This window comes from Chryseobacterium mulctrae (genome assembly GCF_006175945.1).
In the GTDB taxonomy this organism is placed as follows: Bacteria; Bacteroidota; Bacteroidia; order Flavobacteriales; family Weeksellaceae; genus Chryseobacterium; species Chryseobacterium mulctrae.
The window spans coordinates 2,645,299-2,661,125 of the sequence record NZ_VAJL01000001.1 but is presented as its reverse complement, the minus strand read 5'-3'; the positions used below and the strand labels follow the sequence as shown (position 1 = coordinate 2,661,125).

Genomic DNA, 15,827 nt, shown 5'->3' with positions numbered 1-15,827 from the left:
CTATCTATTAAAAACTGCTCTTATTTTGTTTCTTATTTTAATCAAAAGAGGCTCTTTATAATTTTTATCTTCATCAAAATAGCCATACCCGTAACCATACCCGTAACCATACCCGTAGCCATAACCATACCCCTGTTTAATTACATAATCATTATAAACTAAACCTAAATGTTTGATTTCATTGTTATGATATTTTTCTGTGATCATCTTCAGCATATATTTTTCAGTATACTCATGACGCACAACATACAAGTTGGCATCAGAATGCTTCATCAGCTCATAAGAATCAGCAACAAGTCCAGCTGGTGGTGAATCGATGATAATAAAATCATACAATTGTCTAAGTTCCTCTATAAACTTGATATTTCTTTCGCTCATCAATAGCTCAGATGGATTTGGAGGAATTGGACCTGAAGTTGCCACATCAAGATTAGGGATTTTTGTTTTGTTAATAATCTGATCAATTGATGCTTCTCCGGTAAGATAATTTGAAATCCCCAGCTTATTATCAACATTAAAATCTCCGAAAATTTTTGGTTTCCGCAAATCCATTCCCAATAAAATAGTTTTCTTGTCACTTAAACCTAAAACCGAAGCCAGATTTATTGAAATATATGTTTTTCCTTCTCCTCCAATAGATGAAGTCACCAAGATAACCTTACTTTTATTATCTTCCCCTGACAAAAATCTTATATTTGCTCGAATACCCCTAAACGCTTCTGAAACTGAAGATTTCGGAGTGTTCAAAACCGTAAGCATACTTTCATTGTTATTATTACCAATTACTCCCAATAGTGGTATTCTGGTTGCACTAATCAATTCTTTAATGTTCCTTATTTTACTATCAAAAAGGCTTCCTAAAAGAATCAAAACAAATGGAAAAGCAAGTAACCCGCCGATAATTGTCATTTTCGTTCCTTTCACATTAGGCCCAATAGGTCCTTGTCCAAGATTTTTCGCAGGGTCAATGACCGTAATGTCAGACTGATTGGTTGCAAGTCTCATCTGGCTTTCGTTCTGTCTAGCAAGCAAGCTATTGTAAGTGGCTTCTATCATATTGTAGCCCCTTTCCGCATCAAGATATTTCCTTTGCTTTTCAGGATATGTTGTAAGATCAGTACTTGCTTCTGAGATTTGCTGATCTATTTTGTTTAGTTCTGTAGTATAAACAGTATGAACATTTCTAAGAGATCCAGAAGAATTTGTTTTTGCTTCACTGATCAATCGGTTTATTTCCTTAATAGGTTCCGAATTAGGGGTATAAATTGATGCCAATTCTCTTTTCTTAAGATAAAGCGCTTTTAGCTCAGAAACAGACGCAGTAAAAAGACCATCATCAAACCCGGCCGCAGAAGGACTAATCATTCTATCGAAACCTTGAGATTCTACAGAGTTTCTGATACTATTCAAAGAATTCATTTTACTAAGTATATCTGCTTTTTTGGCTTCTAGTTCTTTTATTTTTTGCAAAGATTTTTCGTCTCTGTTGGTAATATCATATAATTTCTCTGAAACCTTAAGATAGTTTAGATATGCCGCACTTGAATCTAGCTTTTTTCTAATATCTGTCAAACTGTTTTTCAAATACAGCTCTGTATTTTGATCAACTTTTATTTTATCATTAAACCTTTTTTTCTGAAGCTCAGCCACAGATTTATTAAGAAAATTAACTGTACTATTTAGGTTAAATCCCGTTTTAGAGATTATCATAATAGTATTAATTTCTCTATCAAAATCTACCCCCACTGTAGAAACAATTTCATTTACTGCATCGTTTACCGTAGAGAGATTTACAATAATATTTTCTAAATTTATAGAAGGAGCTACGGGGTTAGGAACCAATCTAAACCTAAGATTGGGTGTTGTATACCATTCGTTGACCTTGACCGTTTTATCGACAGGTCTGGCAAAGCTTTTGACACTCTTAAAGCCCTCAAAATCATAAGAATACAAATAATTTGACTGTCCTTCTTCCGGCAAACTTATCTGGTAAGAATTTTCTCCTTTAGGAGTCAGGGTAATAGGATAATTGACTTGTTGTAAATGTTTTCTATCTATTTCTAAAAATACAGGGGAGTCATTTTTATCCAAAAAAGTAGATTTAATAACTCCTTTTGTACTATAATTTACAAAAAGTCCTAATTCTTTTACTAAAAATTCATTGTGCGACCTAGACAATAACATTTTTTTCAAATAGATACCATCTTGATTACCATTTTGCCCCCATATAAAATTAATTGACTGGCTTGGTGTAAAATAACTTGCTGTATTGTTTGAAATACTTAACTTTAAATCTGATGCATAGATATTTTGTGCATAATACTTGCCATAAAACCATGACACAGCATACCCAATAGACAACATCAATATAAACCAATACCAGTTTCGAAGGATTCTTCTTAAAAAGTGTTCTATATCAAATAAAGCAAATGATCCGTATTTTTCTTTTTGCGGTTCATTCTTACCTACTAAAGCTTCTTTTCCTGGAATCATACATTAAAGGTTTTTAATAAGTAGATAAATTGACAATGCCGTTGTAAGTACAGAAACGCCACTGATTAGTGTTTGTATTGGATCTTTTCCAAAGCCATTGAGAGCTCTTCTCTGCGTAGTCAGGAAAATCTCATCTCCATTTTGCACATAATAATAAGGAGAATTCATCACATCTTCTCGTGTAAGATCAATCTTAGCTTTTTTGATACCTTCCGGGAGTTTTCTATACACTACAATATTTTTACGATCTATGGTTCTGTTTAGTCCTCCATTAATAGAAATTGCCTCTGTTAAAGTCAATGTATTTTTGTGAGCCTTTTTCTCTCCTGTAATGCCGGTAGTTTCAATATCCCCTAAGACATAATAGGTTATCCCATCTGTATTGAGCCTTACTTCAGATTTACCCTCCTGGAAATTTTCATTTACTTTTTGTTGAAGCTCCTGAGTAATCTCTTCTATGGTTCTACCTTCTGCTTTTACATATCCGATACCGAAAACCAATATATCCCCTTTCGAATCAACTTTCAAACCGTTAAAATAGATCATTGCGTTTCCGCCTGTCCCATTTCCACCGCCTCCGCTAAATGAAATATTATTTCCTGTCGCTTGAGCATTTAAAGAAGAATAAAACTGAGCTGCATCACCTTTAGGAGTTGTTACAATATTCAAAGTCAGCATATCATTTTTGGTAACCCTGTAAACAGGAATATTATAGGGAATCAAACCTTCTTCATTGATAACAAGGCTTTCACTTGGCTGCATATATTTTACGTCTTTTGTAGTGATACAAGAAACCATCAAAAAAGGCAAAATTAAGGATAGGAAGTATTTATAAATTTTCATCGTAATAAATGTAGTTTGCAAAAATATAATTTAATTATTAGTTTTTAGTTTTTTATTCCGTAATAGAAAAATAATATCTGGAATATAAGCTCCTAAAAAACCTAAAAACAGAATGATCAACAATAATAGATTCACATTAGCGTGTCTAAAGCAATATGTAACTGTAACGATAAACAAATAATAGCATATAATATAAAAGCTAGCTCTTCTATGGGTGAGATTAAGCTGAAGAAGTTTATGGTGAATATGGTTTTTATCTGCTTCAAAAGGTGATTTTTTATTCCAAAGTCTCACGATAATAACATTTAATGTATCAACAATGGGGAGAATAAGAATTGCAACGGCCACTACAGGAGCCGATTTCAAATGATATCTCGGAACACTCAGCGTTTTTTTATCTATAAAAATATCTATAAAACATATACACGTAAATGCCAATAAAAATCCTAAAAGCATAGAACCCGTATCACCCATAAATATCTTTGTCGCCCGTAAATTAGATAAATTATAATATAAAAATGCTAATACAGAGCCAATTAAAACGATCGATAAAATAACTAATGGATAATTATACTCTCCTAAACGATAATAACTAATTCCAAAAAGTGCACTACAAATAAGAGAATACCCACCCGCAAGACCGTCAATCCCATCAATAAGATTGAATGCATTGATAAGAATAATAAAAGTAATAATTGTAAAAATGATACTTACCAAATAATGAATTTCGTAAATACCAAAAATTCCAAATAAATTTCTGATTCTTACATCTGAACCAATTACGATGAAAGCCGATACTACAATCTGTGCAACCAATTTCTTGTAGGCACGCATGACAACAATATCATCCATAATTCCTACATAAAGCAGAATAATCAGCGAGGCAAAAAGAAATTTATATAAATCGAAGATTTCATACGCAAAAATTGAAGTACAAATTCCTATGGAATAAAACATCGCAATGCCACCCAAATTAGGAATTTTTCTAAGATGAGAGCTCCTTACACCTGGCTCATCCATCAGGTTTTTACGTTTTGAAATTTTAATAATTGTGGGAATAGAAAAAAACGTAATCAGAAAAGAAGACAAGAAACCCAACCCTATTTTTATGTAAAAAATAGAAATCCCAGTTTCACTCAAGAATAATTCAAAATTTTTCATCAACTGCTTTTTAAGCTACTAGTTTTCAGCAAATTTCAATATAAATTTCTAAAATATCAAACTTCAAAAATTTATTTCCAAAATACTGAAATCTCATTTGTGTTTACATAAGTTTTCGTATCATTTTTTTTTGTCCAGTGAAAAAAAGCAGATAGAATATTATTTTTTTCAGGGGTAAAGATAAAAGATAATTCTTACCAAAACGACTGTAACACAATATATCTTTCATTTTAACATCTCTTTTTCGTATAAAATCCTCAAGCTCTTGAGACATTCTATAGAATTGAACTTCACTTTTAACAAAAGCCAGATAAGCCAAAAAAGAATAAACTCCTTCTAAAATCTGAAAGCCCTGTAATTCTTTTGTTTTTGAAGAATATTTTGAAACTTTAAAAACGGCTTCCACATCTTCTACTGCTTTCAAAATATCCAAACCTCTCTCGTTGTGGGTTTTTGAGATAGAATTTGCTCTTTCAAGATATTGATAATGAAAATTTTGCGTCTGTGCTATTATTTTACTTTCCAGCAAAAGCTGAGGAATCAACTGAATATCTTCAAAATGAACGCCTTTTTTAAATCTTTTATGAGCAAATAGCTCTTTTATGAATAATTTATTACAAGCAAAATAACTCAAATCTGAGAAAGCAGAAAAATTTGTTTCCAAAACAATTTTTTCAGGCATATTAGGAATTTGGGTCAGCTTCTGCGTTACATTTCCTTCTTCATCCACTTTCTGAATATTGCAGATTACCATTTCCGCACAGTTTTTTTCAGCCAGATTCAACATGTCTTCAAACATTGTTCCAGAAACATAATCATCACTGTCTACAAACCCCAAATAATCTCCCGTTGCTTGATCAATCCCAAAGTTTCTTGCATCACTTAAACCTCCATTTTCTTTGGTAAAAGCTTTTATTTTATCCGAATACTTTTCCGAATATTGCTGAATAATATTTCCCGAACCGTCTTTACTTCCATCATTTACAACGATAATTTCAATATTCTGCAGACTTTGGTTCACCAAAGAATCAAGACATTTAGCCAAATAATGTTCAACGTTGTAAACAGGGACAATTACAGAAACTTTTGGATTCGGGTTTTCCATCGTTTAGATTTTTGTAAATCTTGCGCTCAGCCAACCTTTTTTAGCTTCATCAAAATCTCTTCTTGAGCACGGAATACAGTTTTCAATATTTTCATCATCTCCAAAATACCAAAGATTACTGAAAGTATCACGCTTGAAAGCATATTGCCTGTCTTCAATCAAGACATAAAACATTTCGTAATGTCTTTCTTTAGGATGCGATTGTTGAATGTTGATTCCTTCAATCAAATACCAAAGCATTTGTACCAAAAGCTGGTGATTGAGCTGGTTTTCAGAATAAATATTATAATTAAAAATTCCTACAGATTTCAAGTTTTCACTTAAGCCAATTTCTTTCATGTAAGCACAAATTTCTCTTCGGTTTAAACCATTTACCTGCGGATTCATCGAAAATGCATCACTGAAACTTTCAATAGCATCACAATTCACCGTTACCAAATCTGCTTTTCTGAAAAAAGGTTCGGTTTTTTCTGTAGAATTCATCATTTCTGCTAAACGCACAATATCAAATTCCACTTCTTTGATGAGCTTTACAGAATCCTGCTCGTTCAAATGTTTTTGATATCCTAAATGATGATAATTTTTGATAGAAAAGTTTTTCGAACCTAAAATTTTACTTAAAAAAGTATGTTCATTAATATTTTCACCTTGTTTCAGAGAAATAATATTACTGATTTGAGTATAATTAATATTTTTCTGATGAAAATGTAAACCAGAAAATAATGAGAATGCAAAATCATTAGAACCACCAATAATCACCGGAATAGCTCTTTTATAATGACATGCCGACAAAACTTCCTGTAAAATATAATGAGAATCTTCTACCGATTTTCCTGAAACTAAATCTCCAAGATCAACTATCGGAATTTCAAAATCCAGTTGCGAAAGTTTGTAAAATTCTTTTCTTACCGCCGTAAAATCCTGAACTTCAGCATCACCGTTTGCTCCTCTGTAGTCAGAAACAAACAAGAGTACAATGCTGTCTTCTTTTATTTCCTTTGTAATCTTATTTCCGATCTGCCAGTTTTCTGTTCTGAAATTTCTTGGTGAAATGATAAAATCTTCAAAATCCATATTCTCAAATACTTATTAAAGCTCAAAAATATTAAAATTAAATGAGTCTATAGAGTTTTGAAATTATATTTCAGAACGAAAAATATTCTTGTCATCAACCTTGTCAAAGTTTTGAACTTTGACAAGGTTGATCAAACCAGTGTAGTTTAAGCTTAACTCTTCAAAATCTCAAATACGAAAGTCGTAGAAGTTTCAAACGTGCCTCCTTGTGTTGCTCCGAATAAGAACTCAGGTCTTTTCCCGTCTTTGCTCATCAAAATCATAGGACGTTCTAACCTTCCGAATCGTTTTAAATATTTTGGAGGATTAGCTTCCTGAATATAAGACTGCATATTGAGATAGGCTATTTCAGGTTTTGTCCATTCTATTCCGTTTTTTGTCGTTAAATGCAATCCGTATTCGTGGTTAAAAAATCCCATATCACGAGCGATCATATGAAACTTCCCGTTTTCTTTCCAGATAAAAGCATCTTCCAATTGAGCATTGTTAGGTAAGTTTGAAAAATCAATCACCGGATTTCCAGAAACCTTTTTGTAAGGTCCGATTGGAGAATCTGCTTTTGCCAATCCGTATTTTCGGTTACCTCGAACGGTTCCTTTCTGAGTTTCGTATTCTTTGGTATTCCAGGATTTGTAGAAAAGCCAATATTTTCCGTCATTTCCTTTTACAAAAGCTGGATTTGTAGTACAATGGTCGTCCCAAGAACCTTCTTTTCCGGGAAGAAGCAAAGGTTGATCCGGTCTGTCCCATTTTCCACTCAAACTTTTTGAAGTAGCCAATCCTATTCTTTTGGTATTTGTTTTTCCGTTGGAATTTCCCATAAAGAACAGATAATATTGATCATCTACTTTTTTAATTAAAGGATTGTGACAGGTTGTTGCATCCCAAAAATCACCACCTCTTGGACCAAGAACAACCTCTTTATGCTCAAATTTATCGAATGGAGAATTGGCTTCCGCCCGACAAATCTCAGAGCCATTGAGCCAACCGCCCATTCCTTTTTCTTTTTTCCATCGGGAATAAAAAAGATACACTTTTCCATCTTCGCCCCAAATCGGAGAAGAACACCAAATATAATATCCTTCGAGTTCTAATGAACGACCAATCGGTTTTAATTTAAAATAAGGTTTGTCGGAAAAATCAAATGCTTTAGTAAATGACGACCCCAAAAATACAGCCCCAATTCCTAAAGCTGAAGTTTTTAAAAAATCTTTGCGTGTGTATTTTGGATGATTCATTTGATTTGATTTTCAGCTAATGTAGAAGAAATGGAAATAAAGAGTGTCCTGCGGTTTCGGGCTGGGTTTAAATTTGAGTCTATTTAAAATTGCTTTCCAAAATCTTCTGTTGAGATTGAATATGTAGACAAAATCGTTATATTTGAGTTATTGATAATACGCAACAGGTTTTACTAATCTGATTAAAAAAACTTAGATGAAAAATTTAAAAATTTTATTGCTTTTATTTCTGATGATCAATAGTTATGCTCAGAACTTAAACCTTCGGAAGGCAATCCTTAAAAGTGATTTAATTATCGTTTGCTATGATTTCGATTTTGATACTATTCGCATCAATGATTTTACCAACAATACCTATGTCAAAATAAATAAAATTGACAGTATCTTAAAAAACAGGCTTTCTACAATACCAAAAAAACTCACAGTCAGAAAGTATCTAGACAATGAAGATTATTATTCGGATTTAATAACCAATGAAGGAGGATGTATTATGAAACCTACCGAAGCTAATAATTGGACAGCATATACTAATATTTTCTTCATTAGAAAAAATGGAAAAGAATATCAATCTTTTTTAGCTGTACAGGGAATAGAATTGGAAAAATATAAGAAAATAGCCCACCAAATAAGAACGATCTCAAAAATTGAGCATCTAAAAAATGATAAGGAACGATTTGAAAAAACTTTAGACTGGTCTATAGAAAACGGATTACTTCCCGACCCTGATTTTATAGAATATTATAAACAAAAAGGCATCACCACTGATACGATTCAATATTCTGACCAACAGTACAAGAATGCATTACAACAGTTTCAAAAAGGAAAAGAAGAACTTTTGCCAATGGTTAGAGAAAAATATTTTGATGAAATAAAAGCATACTATCTTAAAAAAATGCAAGTTTTAATTGATAAAGAAAAATTAGATCACAATGATTATTACGATTTTTATAACATAGTTTCGAATACCACCAACACCTTTAATGACGATTACAATTCAGGCGATTATATTTTAAATAGCGCTTTAACCTCAGATAAATTTAATGATTATGAGAAGAAAAATATAATGATCCATTTATTGAAAATAGTAACTGAATGGGAATAAAGTTTCTATCACGGTTTTTTCCAAAATAAATCAGGATTATTAAGTTTATAAAAAATCAACTTTGCATTAATATCTTTATATAAAATTTCTTTCTTTTTTTCCACTTGTTCAAATTCATCTGAAGTAAGCAAATCAACATATACAATTTCTTTCCCTTTTTTTAATGTTTCTGCATCATACTCACTCATAAGAGGTGTTTGTAAACGATAGAGATTTTTTGCCATATAGTGATAAAGATACCCCTCTTTTGTTTGCATAAGTTCTCTATTCCAATTAGCATCGGCATTTAAAACCAGAGGCTCATTTTTAATTAGCTTTTCCCTTACCTCTTCTACTCCAAGTAGATTTCCTTTATTATCCATAACATATGCGTCAAAAGTTGGATCCATCCAAATCCACTTATCCAGATCTTTACTATAGACCATATTGATGACATGAGAATCATTATCGTTTTTATCTTTCGGCATACAAGTAACTGCACGAGATTTTATTCCCATCGAAAGATAACATTCATTTAAAGTTATTGCCAGCATTCTACAATTTACCCCCCGGTTTTCTGCTTTACAAACTTTTATTAAATCTGCTGCATTTTGCGATGTTGGATTATTGCTGTTACCATCATGCTTTATGAGGCTATGAACCCAATGCATTAGATTAAAAATTTGAGATAACTCGTTGCCTTTTCCAGCAATTGAATCTAATTTAAAATCCTTCCTAAGATTTTGTAATCCTATGTTTTCAGGTGATTGATAAGTAAACTTCGGTAAATAATTATTATCTGAATAATTATATTTTCCGCTTTTTTTTAAAACATATAGCTTTGATGGCTGATATTTAATTTGGGTTCTCGCAGAATCTTTTCCATTTAATAAAATAATAAAATCATAACTTTTTTTGGGATTGATTTTGAAAGTAATGGAGTCAATATCGGTGTAGAAAGTAACCTTTTTACCAGAAGTGGTATAAATATCCAACTTTTCTTTCGGAACAATATTCCAAGCCTTCTTATAAAGTTTATTATCATCTCTAATATCAACGACCGATGAAGTTGCCTTAATAATTGGCAGCATTTTTTGAGAAAATAAGTTTTGACTGATGAAACTAAATAGAATTAGTCCTAAAATTTTTGCTTTCATATATCATATTCTACCTAATAGACAATTATATTCTCATTTTTGTTACATTAAACTATCAATTATTTGCATATTCTTTTAAACATACTGCACAAGAAAGCGTTTTGTGTCAGTATAAATCTAACCCGTTTTTATTATAATTTTACAAAGTATAACAAAACAACAACCCCTCTTGAGAATTTCAAAAGGGGTTTATTTATCTAAGTTTAAAAACTATTTATTTCTTCGCTGCCGGTTTTTTAGCAACCGTTTTCTTCGCTGTCGTCGCTTTTTTTGCGGCTGTCTTTTTCGCTGCCGGTTTCTTTTTCTCGGCGAAAGCTTTTGGATCTTGTGCGGTAATCCATTTTTTAACCTCATCGATAGCAACGTCTTTCAGTTCGTCTGCTTCATACTTGGTATCGTCTTTTTTCTTTGGAATTTTATAAATATTTTTTCCGTGTTTTACGATAGGACCCCATCTTGCGTTTTCGATTGAGATTTTTTCGGCTTCCCATTGTTGGATGTAACGGTTGGCTTCTTTTTCCAGTTTGGCTTCTACCAATTCGTTGATGTCGCTTTGAGAAAGGTTTTCGAAGTTATATTTCTTCGGAACGTTGATGAAAATACTTTGATACTTAATGAAAGGACCAAATCTTCCTGTTCCTTTTGTAATTGGCTCACCTTTGTAAGATGCAATAGGTGCATCGGCTAATTTTTTTTCAGCAATGATTTCTTCCGCACGTTTTTGATCTATAGAAAGAGGATCTTCACCTTTAGGAATACTGATGTAAGTTTCACCCCATTTTACATAAGGACCAAATCTTCCGACTCCGACTGATACGGTCTGGTCTTCAAAACTATTTAATTCAAAAGGTAATTTGAATAGCTCCAAAGCATCTTCCAGGTTGATGGTCGCAATATTTTGTCCGGCCAATAATGAGGCGAAAATTGGTTTTTCTTCATCATCCTGCTCTCCAATTTGAATCATGGCTCCGAATCTTCCGATTCTTGCATGAACATTTTTACCGGTTTTCGGATCTACACCTAATAATCTTTCACCATTCGCACGGTCTGCATTTTCTTCTACATCAGCAATTCTTGGATGGAATTTTGAGTAGAAATCGATCATCATTTCTTTCCACTTTTGGGCACCACTTGCAATTTCGTCAAAACTTTCTTCTACTCTTGCAGTAAACCCGAAGTCTAGAATTTCACTGAAATTATTCGTTAAGAAATCATTCACAACTTCTCCTATGTCAGTAGGAACAAATTTATTTTTGTCGCCCCCAAATTTTTCGTCAAGAACTTCTTTTTTGATTTTATCATTTGTTAAAGAGATTTTCACCACCTCTCTTATCTGTGGCTCAATTTCTCTTTTATCAACATATTCACGGTTCTGAATCGTCTGAATGGTTGGAGCATAAGTCGATGGACGACCAATTCCCAATTCTTCCAGTTTTCTTACCAATCCGGCTTCTGTATATCTTGCACTAGGTCTTGTAAACTTTTCCTGTGCCGTAATTTTTTTATAGCTTAAAACTTCACCAACGGTTACTTTTGGCAATAACTTTTCGTTGTTTTCCTCATCATCATCTTCTGTTTTTACAATTCCGTATGCTTTAAGGAAACCATCAAAAATAATAACCTCACCCTGAGCTTCAAAATGCTGTGGAAGTTTGGCATTACCAATTTCGATAACCGTTTTCTCAATTTTAGCATTTGCCATTTGAGAAGCCAATGTTCTTCTGTAAATCAACTGGTACAATTTACTTAGCTGCACATCTGCAATTGATTTTACAGAAAAATCTGTCGGACGGATCGCTTCGTGAGCTTCCTGAGCCGATGAAGATTTTGTAGTATAATTTCTCGGAGAAGAATATTCTGCTCCGTATTCTGATATAATTTGATTTTTTGCGCCTTCTATTGCTTCCTGAGAAAGGTTTACCGAGTCGGTTCTCATATAGGTAATGAATCCTTCTTCGTAAAGTCTTTGTGCAAGACGCATCGTGTTGGTCACATTGTAACCTAATCTTGAAGAGGCTTCCTGCTGAAGTGTAGAAGTTGTAAACGGTGCAGATGCAGAACGGCTTCCCGGTTTTGTTTCTACATTTAAAACTTTAAACTCAACTGTTTTTGCAAGTTCTAAGAATTTTTCAGCTTCTTCTTCTTTTTCGAAATCTTTTTTAAGCTTAGCAGCGATTTCCTGCATTGCTTTATTTAAGAAAATTCCGTCTAGTTTGAAGCCTGCTTTTGGAGTAAACTCACGAATTTCTTTTTCTCTTTCAACAACTAATCGTACAGCAACCGACTGTACTCTACCTGCAGAAAGACCTGGTTTTACTTTTTTCCAAAGTACCGGAGACATTTCAAAACCTACAATTCTGTCTAAAACTCTTCTCGCCTGTTGAGCGTTTACTAAGTTCTGATCAATATCTCTAGGATTTTCAATTGCTTTAAGAATCGCATTTTTAGTAATCTCGTGGAAAACAATTCTTTTTCTGTTTTCGGGTTTCAGTTTTAATTCATCTGCCAAATGCCAAGCAATAGCTTCTCCTTCACGGTCTTCATCGGAAGCAAGCCAAACCATTTCGGCTTTCTTTACGGCAGACTTTAATTCTGTTACCAATTTCTTTTTGTCGGCAGAAACTTCGTAATCTGGGCTGAAGGTCTCCAAGTCAATCCCCATTCCTTTTTTAGGAAGATCTCGGATGTGTCCGAAACTGGATTTTACCTCGAAATCCTTTCCTAAATATTTCTGAATAGTTTTTGCTTTTGCAGGGGACTCAACGATTACTAAATTTTTCGACATATTGAAAATTTTTGCAAAAGTAAAGCTTTTTTATTAGATGAGTTTTGCTAAATGATTTTATTTACCCCTTGAAATGGCTCAAATCAAGGTTTTTTAGATATTTTTTTTGAAAGTAAAAAGCCATTTCCCAATCGATTACCAAATAAAAAAAGGTAATCTGAGAAAAGCTCTTGTTTTAATAAAATAGACAAAACCGTTTGGGGTATTTGATATTTTAAATAACATAGGCTTAAAGAATTGAATTGTTTTTAAATTCTTTAAGCCTTATGCTTTTATTTTTTTATAATCTTAACTACTGTTTCAGAATTATTAATTCTTACCAAGTAAATACCTCCTACCAAGCCAGAGACATTGGTAAAATTGTTTTCAAACTTTCCTGATTTTACCATTTGACCTGCCGCATTGTAAATTTGAAAATAATAATCTTTATCCTCGGTCGCTTTAATATACAATTGATCTTGTACCGGATTTGGGAAAAGAGTAATCTTGTTTTCTTTTATCTTTTCAGAAATCTCATCTTTGCTGAAAACATTTGAAGCTCGTACAGCAGAAACAAGAGCTACAGGAATAGGATCTTATTCAAATTCATTAATAAAAATTTTTAGTAATTAAGGCTTTGTATATTTTTAAATAACACTAAGGTAGTAAGTAATTTTTGTAAAGTTCAGATGTAAACCTTCCGTTTGTAATATTTTTAAAGCTTGAGAATACGATAAAATTAAACAGAAATAATGTAATTATAAAAGCATAAATGACCTTTTTTGTATTTGCGGAAACTACATACATGGCATTAGGAATAATGACATATGCAAAGCCGATAAAAGCTCCTGCCATTCTGGAAGAAAATATATTATTGTTCCTAAAAATAAAATACATACAAATACCTATCACTGCGTAAACTTTATGATATTCATAGTACGGAAATTTCTCCATCATTTCATCATCAAACGTAAACAGGAAAAATGTAAGAATTGCCATCATTACTTCCGGGATACCAATTCCACCATTCAATCTTTCAGCAGATAAGCTTACATACCCGTTAAAGCCCTCTACAAGCATACTATCTGATGCAATACTCGTCAAGAAATCTCCGAACCCCCTATAAATCTCAAATGGCGAAGCAAAAACAGAAGCAATGATTAAAATCAGCATCAAGTATTTGTTTAAAGGAACACGAACAAGCCAATACATTGGTAAAAAGAGATAACAGACATTATGAATACCCGAAGCAATAAACATCCAGAAAAGATAGAGAATAAGCTTTCTTTCTTTGATGTAACGTATGGCAAAATACACGATAAAAGTTCCAAGGTTTTGCCTTATCTGTCCACTTTCTCCAATAAAAAAGCCAGGAATAAACATAAATAAAGTAAAAGTAAATGGATAAAAGGTATTATCATCAGTATATTCTACTTTAAAAAACACAGCGCAAATAGCAATAACCAGTGTAAGGACATAAAACGGTGCATTAAATACATTAAGCAATACTTTATTAATCAATGCAAAGAGCCATTCTAAATCAACATTTTCAGAACCTTGTATATGCAATGCTTTTAGAAATATATTAATATACTCTTTAGTATCAGCATATACATAAATCATTACATAACTTCCATAATCCGGTCCTACATTCTCACGAAGTCCAGCAAGAATCATCAAATAGATTCCTAAAAACCAAAACCATTTTTTTTCTACCTTACTTCCAAAAACTTCCTGAACGCTAAAAAACAGCATGTAAACAATAGCAATCAGATAATAAGGGTGCAGTAAACTCATCGTTTAATTATATAGCTTTTTAAAATTCTGACACGCCACCAATGCGCCTGCCAGAATAAGTGGTAAAAATAATCTTACTTCCCAAAAAAGTCCAACAAAAGTAATCATTCCAATATAAGGCATTGAAAAGAATAAATATTTTTTGAAAACCAGTCTGCTTACATCATCTGCACAAAGCTTATAAATAAAATAAAGTGCAATCACCGAAAACAGCAATCCGGCAAGATTGAAAGGACTTGTAAAATTAGCAACAACATACACTCCTTCCATAAAAGACGTTTCTTCATTGCTCAAAAACATCCTTAAACCTAAATATGGAATCAGGAAAGACAAAAGTAAAGGAATCACTTTCCAAATAAATTGAAAATTTTTCCGCTTTATTTCTTCTATGTTGAAAAATACCGAAGCAAAAAAAGCAATATTAAGACATGCAGTTTCCCTCACAAGAGTTGATACCGCAATGAGAATGATCAACATATAAAAAAACACGTTTTTACTGGTATGAAGATATTTTAGAGTCAAAACAATTCCAACTAAATAGTAAAACAAAGCAATTGTATCACAGTTTGAAGGAGTATATTGGGTCATGACAATAAAGAAAATCATCAGAAGATGAACAATTCTTCTAATCATCACATTCGAAAAAAGATCAACCGAATTAAATTTTAAAATCGCATTAATAATTACCGAACACAAAATAAAAAAGAAGGTATTCATCAAAAAAAGACCATGATAAAACGGAGTACCATTTTTAATGAGAAGATTTTTAAAAGGTAAAAGATTATTGATACAATATTCCATAAAATCTGTCATATAAATACTCAGATAATTAGGGATTATTCTATACGAATACACTGAAGAAAACAAGAAATCCGGTGGTCTCTCAGAAGTTTTAAAATGAGTATAAGAAGATTCGAACCCATAATACGACATGAAGAACAGCAGAAACGGTAAAATTACTACAAACAGAAATCCGGATAATTTTTCATCAAATGTTTTCAACATACAAAACAATTGCGTCTTTTAAGAATAATTTACCGCCAAATATAATCTGGCAATAAGGGAACTTTTACAAAAGTATAAGTTTTTTTCATTTTACATTAAATATTTTATT

The 15,827-nt window shown here is 32.4% G+C and carries 12 protein-coding genes; 1 reads left to right on the top strand and 11 read right to left on the bottom strand.

All coding sequences use genetic code 11. The features are described 5' to 3' along the window. The 6 genes from FDY99_RS12200 to FDY99_RS12175 form a co-directional block, all read right to left on the bottom strand. Positions 1 to 2,493 carry an exopolysaccharide transport family protein gene (locus FDY99_RS12200; protein WP_139421816.1) on the bottom strand — a complete coding sequence of 831 codons (2,493 nt, stop codon included), beginning with the start codon at positions 2,491 to 2,493 and terminating at the stop codon, positions 1 to 3. 3 nt (positions 2,494 to 2,496) lie between these two features. After that, positions 2,497 to 3,336, bottom strand: a complete 840-nt coding sequence (locus FDY99_RS12195; protein ID WP_139421814.1) for a polysaccharide biosynthesis/export family protein — start codon at positions 3,334 to 3,336, stop codon at positions 2,497 to 2,499. Positions 3,337 to 3,366: 30 nt separating this feature from the next. Continuing rightward, on the bottom strand, positions 3,367 to 4,497 hold the full coding sequence (locus tag FDY99_RS12190) for a glycosyltransferase family 4 protein (RefSeq protein ID WP_139421812.1): 1,131 nt from the start codon (positions 4,495 to 4,497) through the stop codon (positions 3,367 to 3,369). 103 nt (positions 4,498 to 4,600) lie between these two features. Then, the gene (locus FDY99_RS12185; protein WP_139421810.1) at positions 4,601 to 5,602 is read right to left on the bottom strand and encodes a glycosyltransferase; all 1,002 of its coding nucleotides are present in this window, start codon (positions 5,600 to 5,602) and stop codon (positions 4,601 to 4,603) included. A gap of 3 nt (positions 5,603 to 5,605) precedes the next feature. After that, positions 5,606 to 6,676 (bottom strand): formimidoylglutamase, encoded by a 1,071-nt coding sequence (locus FDY99_RS12180; RefSeq protein WP_139421808.1) that lies wholly within the window; start codon positions 6,674 to 6,676, stop codon positions 5,606 to 5,608. Positions 6,677 to 6,828: 152 nt separating this feature from the next. Continuing rightward, complete coding sequence (locus tag FDY99_RS12175) at positions 6,829 to 7,914, bottom strand: glycoside hydrolase family protein (RefSeq protein ID WP_139421806.1); 1,086 nt, start codon at positions 7,912 to 7,914, stop codon at positions 6,829 to 6,831. A 196-nt stretch (positions 7,915 to 8,110) separates the two neighbouring features. Here FDY99_RS12175 and FDY99_RS12170 point away from each other — a divergent pair, with 196 nt between their 5' ends. After that, entirely contained in the window at positions 8,111 to 9,016 is a 906-nt protein-coding gene (locus FDY99_RS12170) for a hypothetical protein (protein WP_139421804.1), read from the top strand. A gap of 8 nt (positions 9,017 to 9,024) precedes the next feature. On the opposite strand, the gene FDY99_RS12165 is transcribed toward FDY99_RS12170, so the two are convergent. The 5 genes from FDY99_RS12165 to FDY99_RS12145 form a co-directional block, all read right to left on the bottom strand. Then, the gene (locus tag FDY99_RS12165) at positions 9,025 to 10,152 is read right to left on the bottom strand and encodes a transglutaminase domain-containing protein (RefSeq protein ID WP_139421802.1); all 1,128 of its coding nucleotides are present in this window, start codon (positions 10,150 to 10,152) and stop codon (positions 9,025 to 9,027) included. Between the two features lie 214 nt (positions 10,153 to 10,366). Further along, positions 10,367 to 12,937: a type I DNA topoisomerase gene (gene topA / locus FDY99_RS12160; RefSeq protein WP_139421800.1), complete on the bottom strand. Its 2,571-nt coding sequence runs from the start codon at positions 12,935 to 12,937 to the stop codon at positions 10,367 to 10,369. A gap of 272 nt (positions 12,938 to 13,209) precedes the next feature. Continuing rightward, positions 13,210 to 13,422: a T9SS type A sorting domain-containing protein gene (locus tag FDY99_RS23700; protein ID WP_394344550.1), complete on the bottom strand. Its 213-nt coding sequence runs from the start codon at positions 13,420 to 13,422 to the stop codon at positions 13,210 to 13,212. 151 nt (positions 13,423 to 13,573) lie between these two features. Next, positions 13,574 to 14,713, bottom strand: a complete 1,140-nt coding sequence (locus FDY99_RS12150; protein WP_139421798.1) for an EpsG family protein — start codon at positions 14,711 to 14,713, stop codon at positions 13,574 to 13,576. Between the two features lie 3 nt (positions 14,714 to 14,716). Further along, on the bottom strand, positions 14,717 to 15,718 hold the full coding sequence (locus tag FDY99_RS12145) for a hypothetical protein (protein ID WP_139421796.1): 1,002 nt from the start codon (positions 15,716 to 15,718) through the stop codon (positions 14,717 to 14,719). Positions 15,719 to 15,827: the final 109 nt, after the last annotated feature.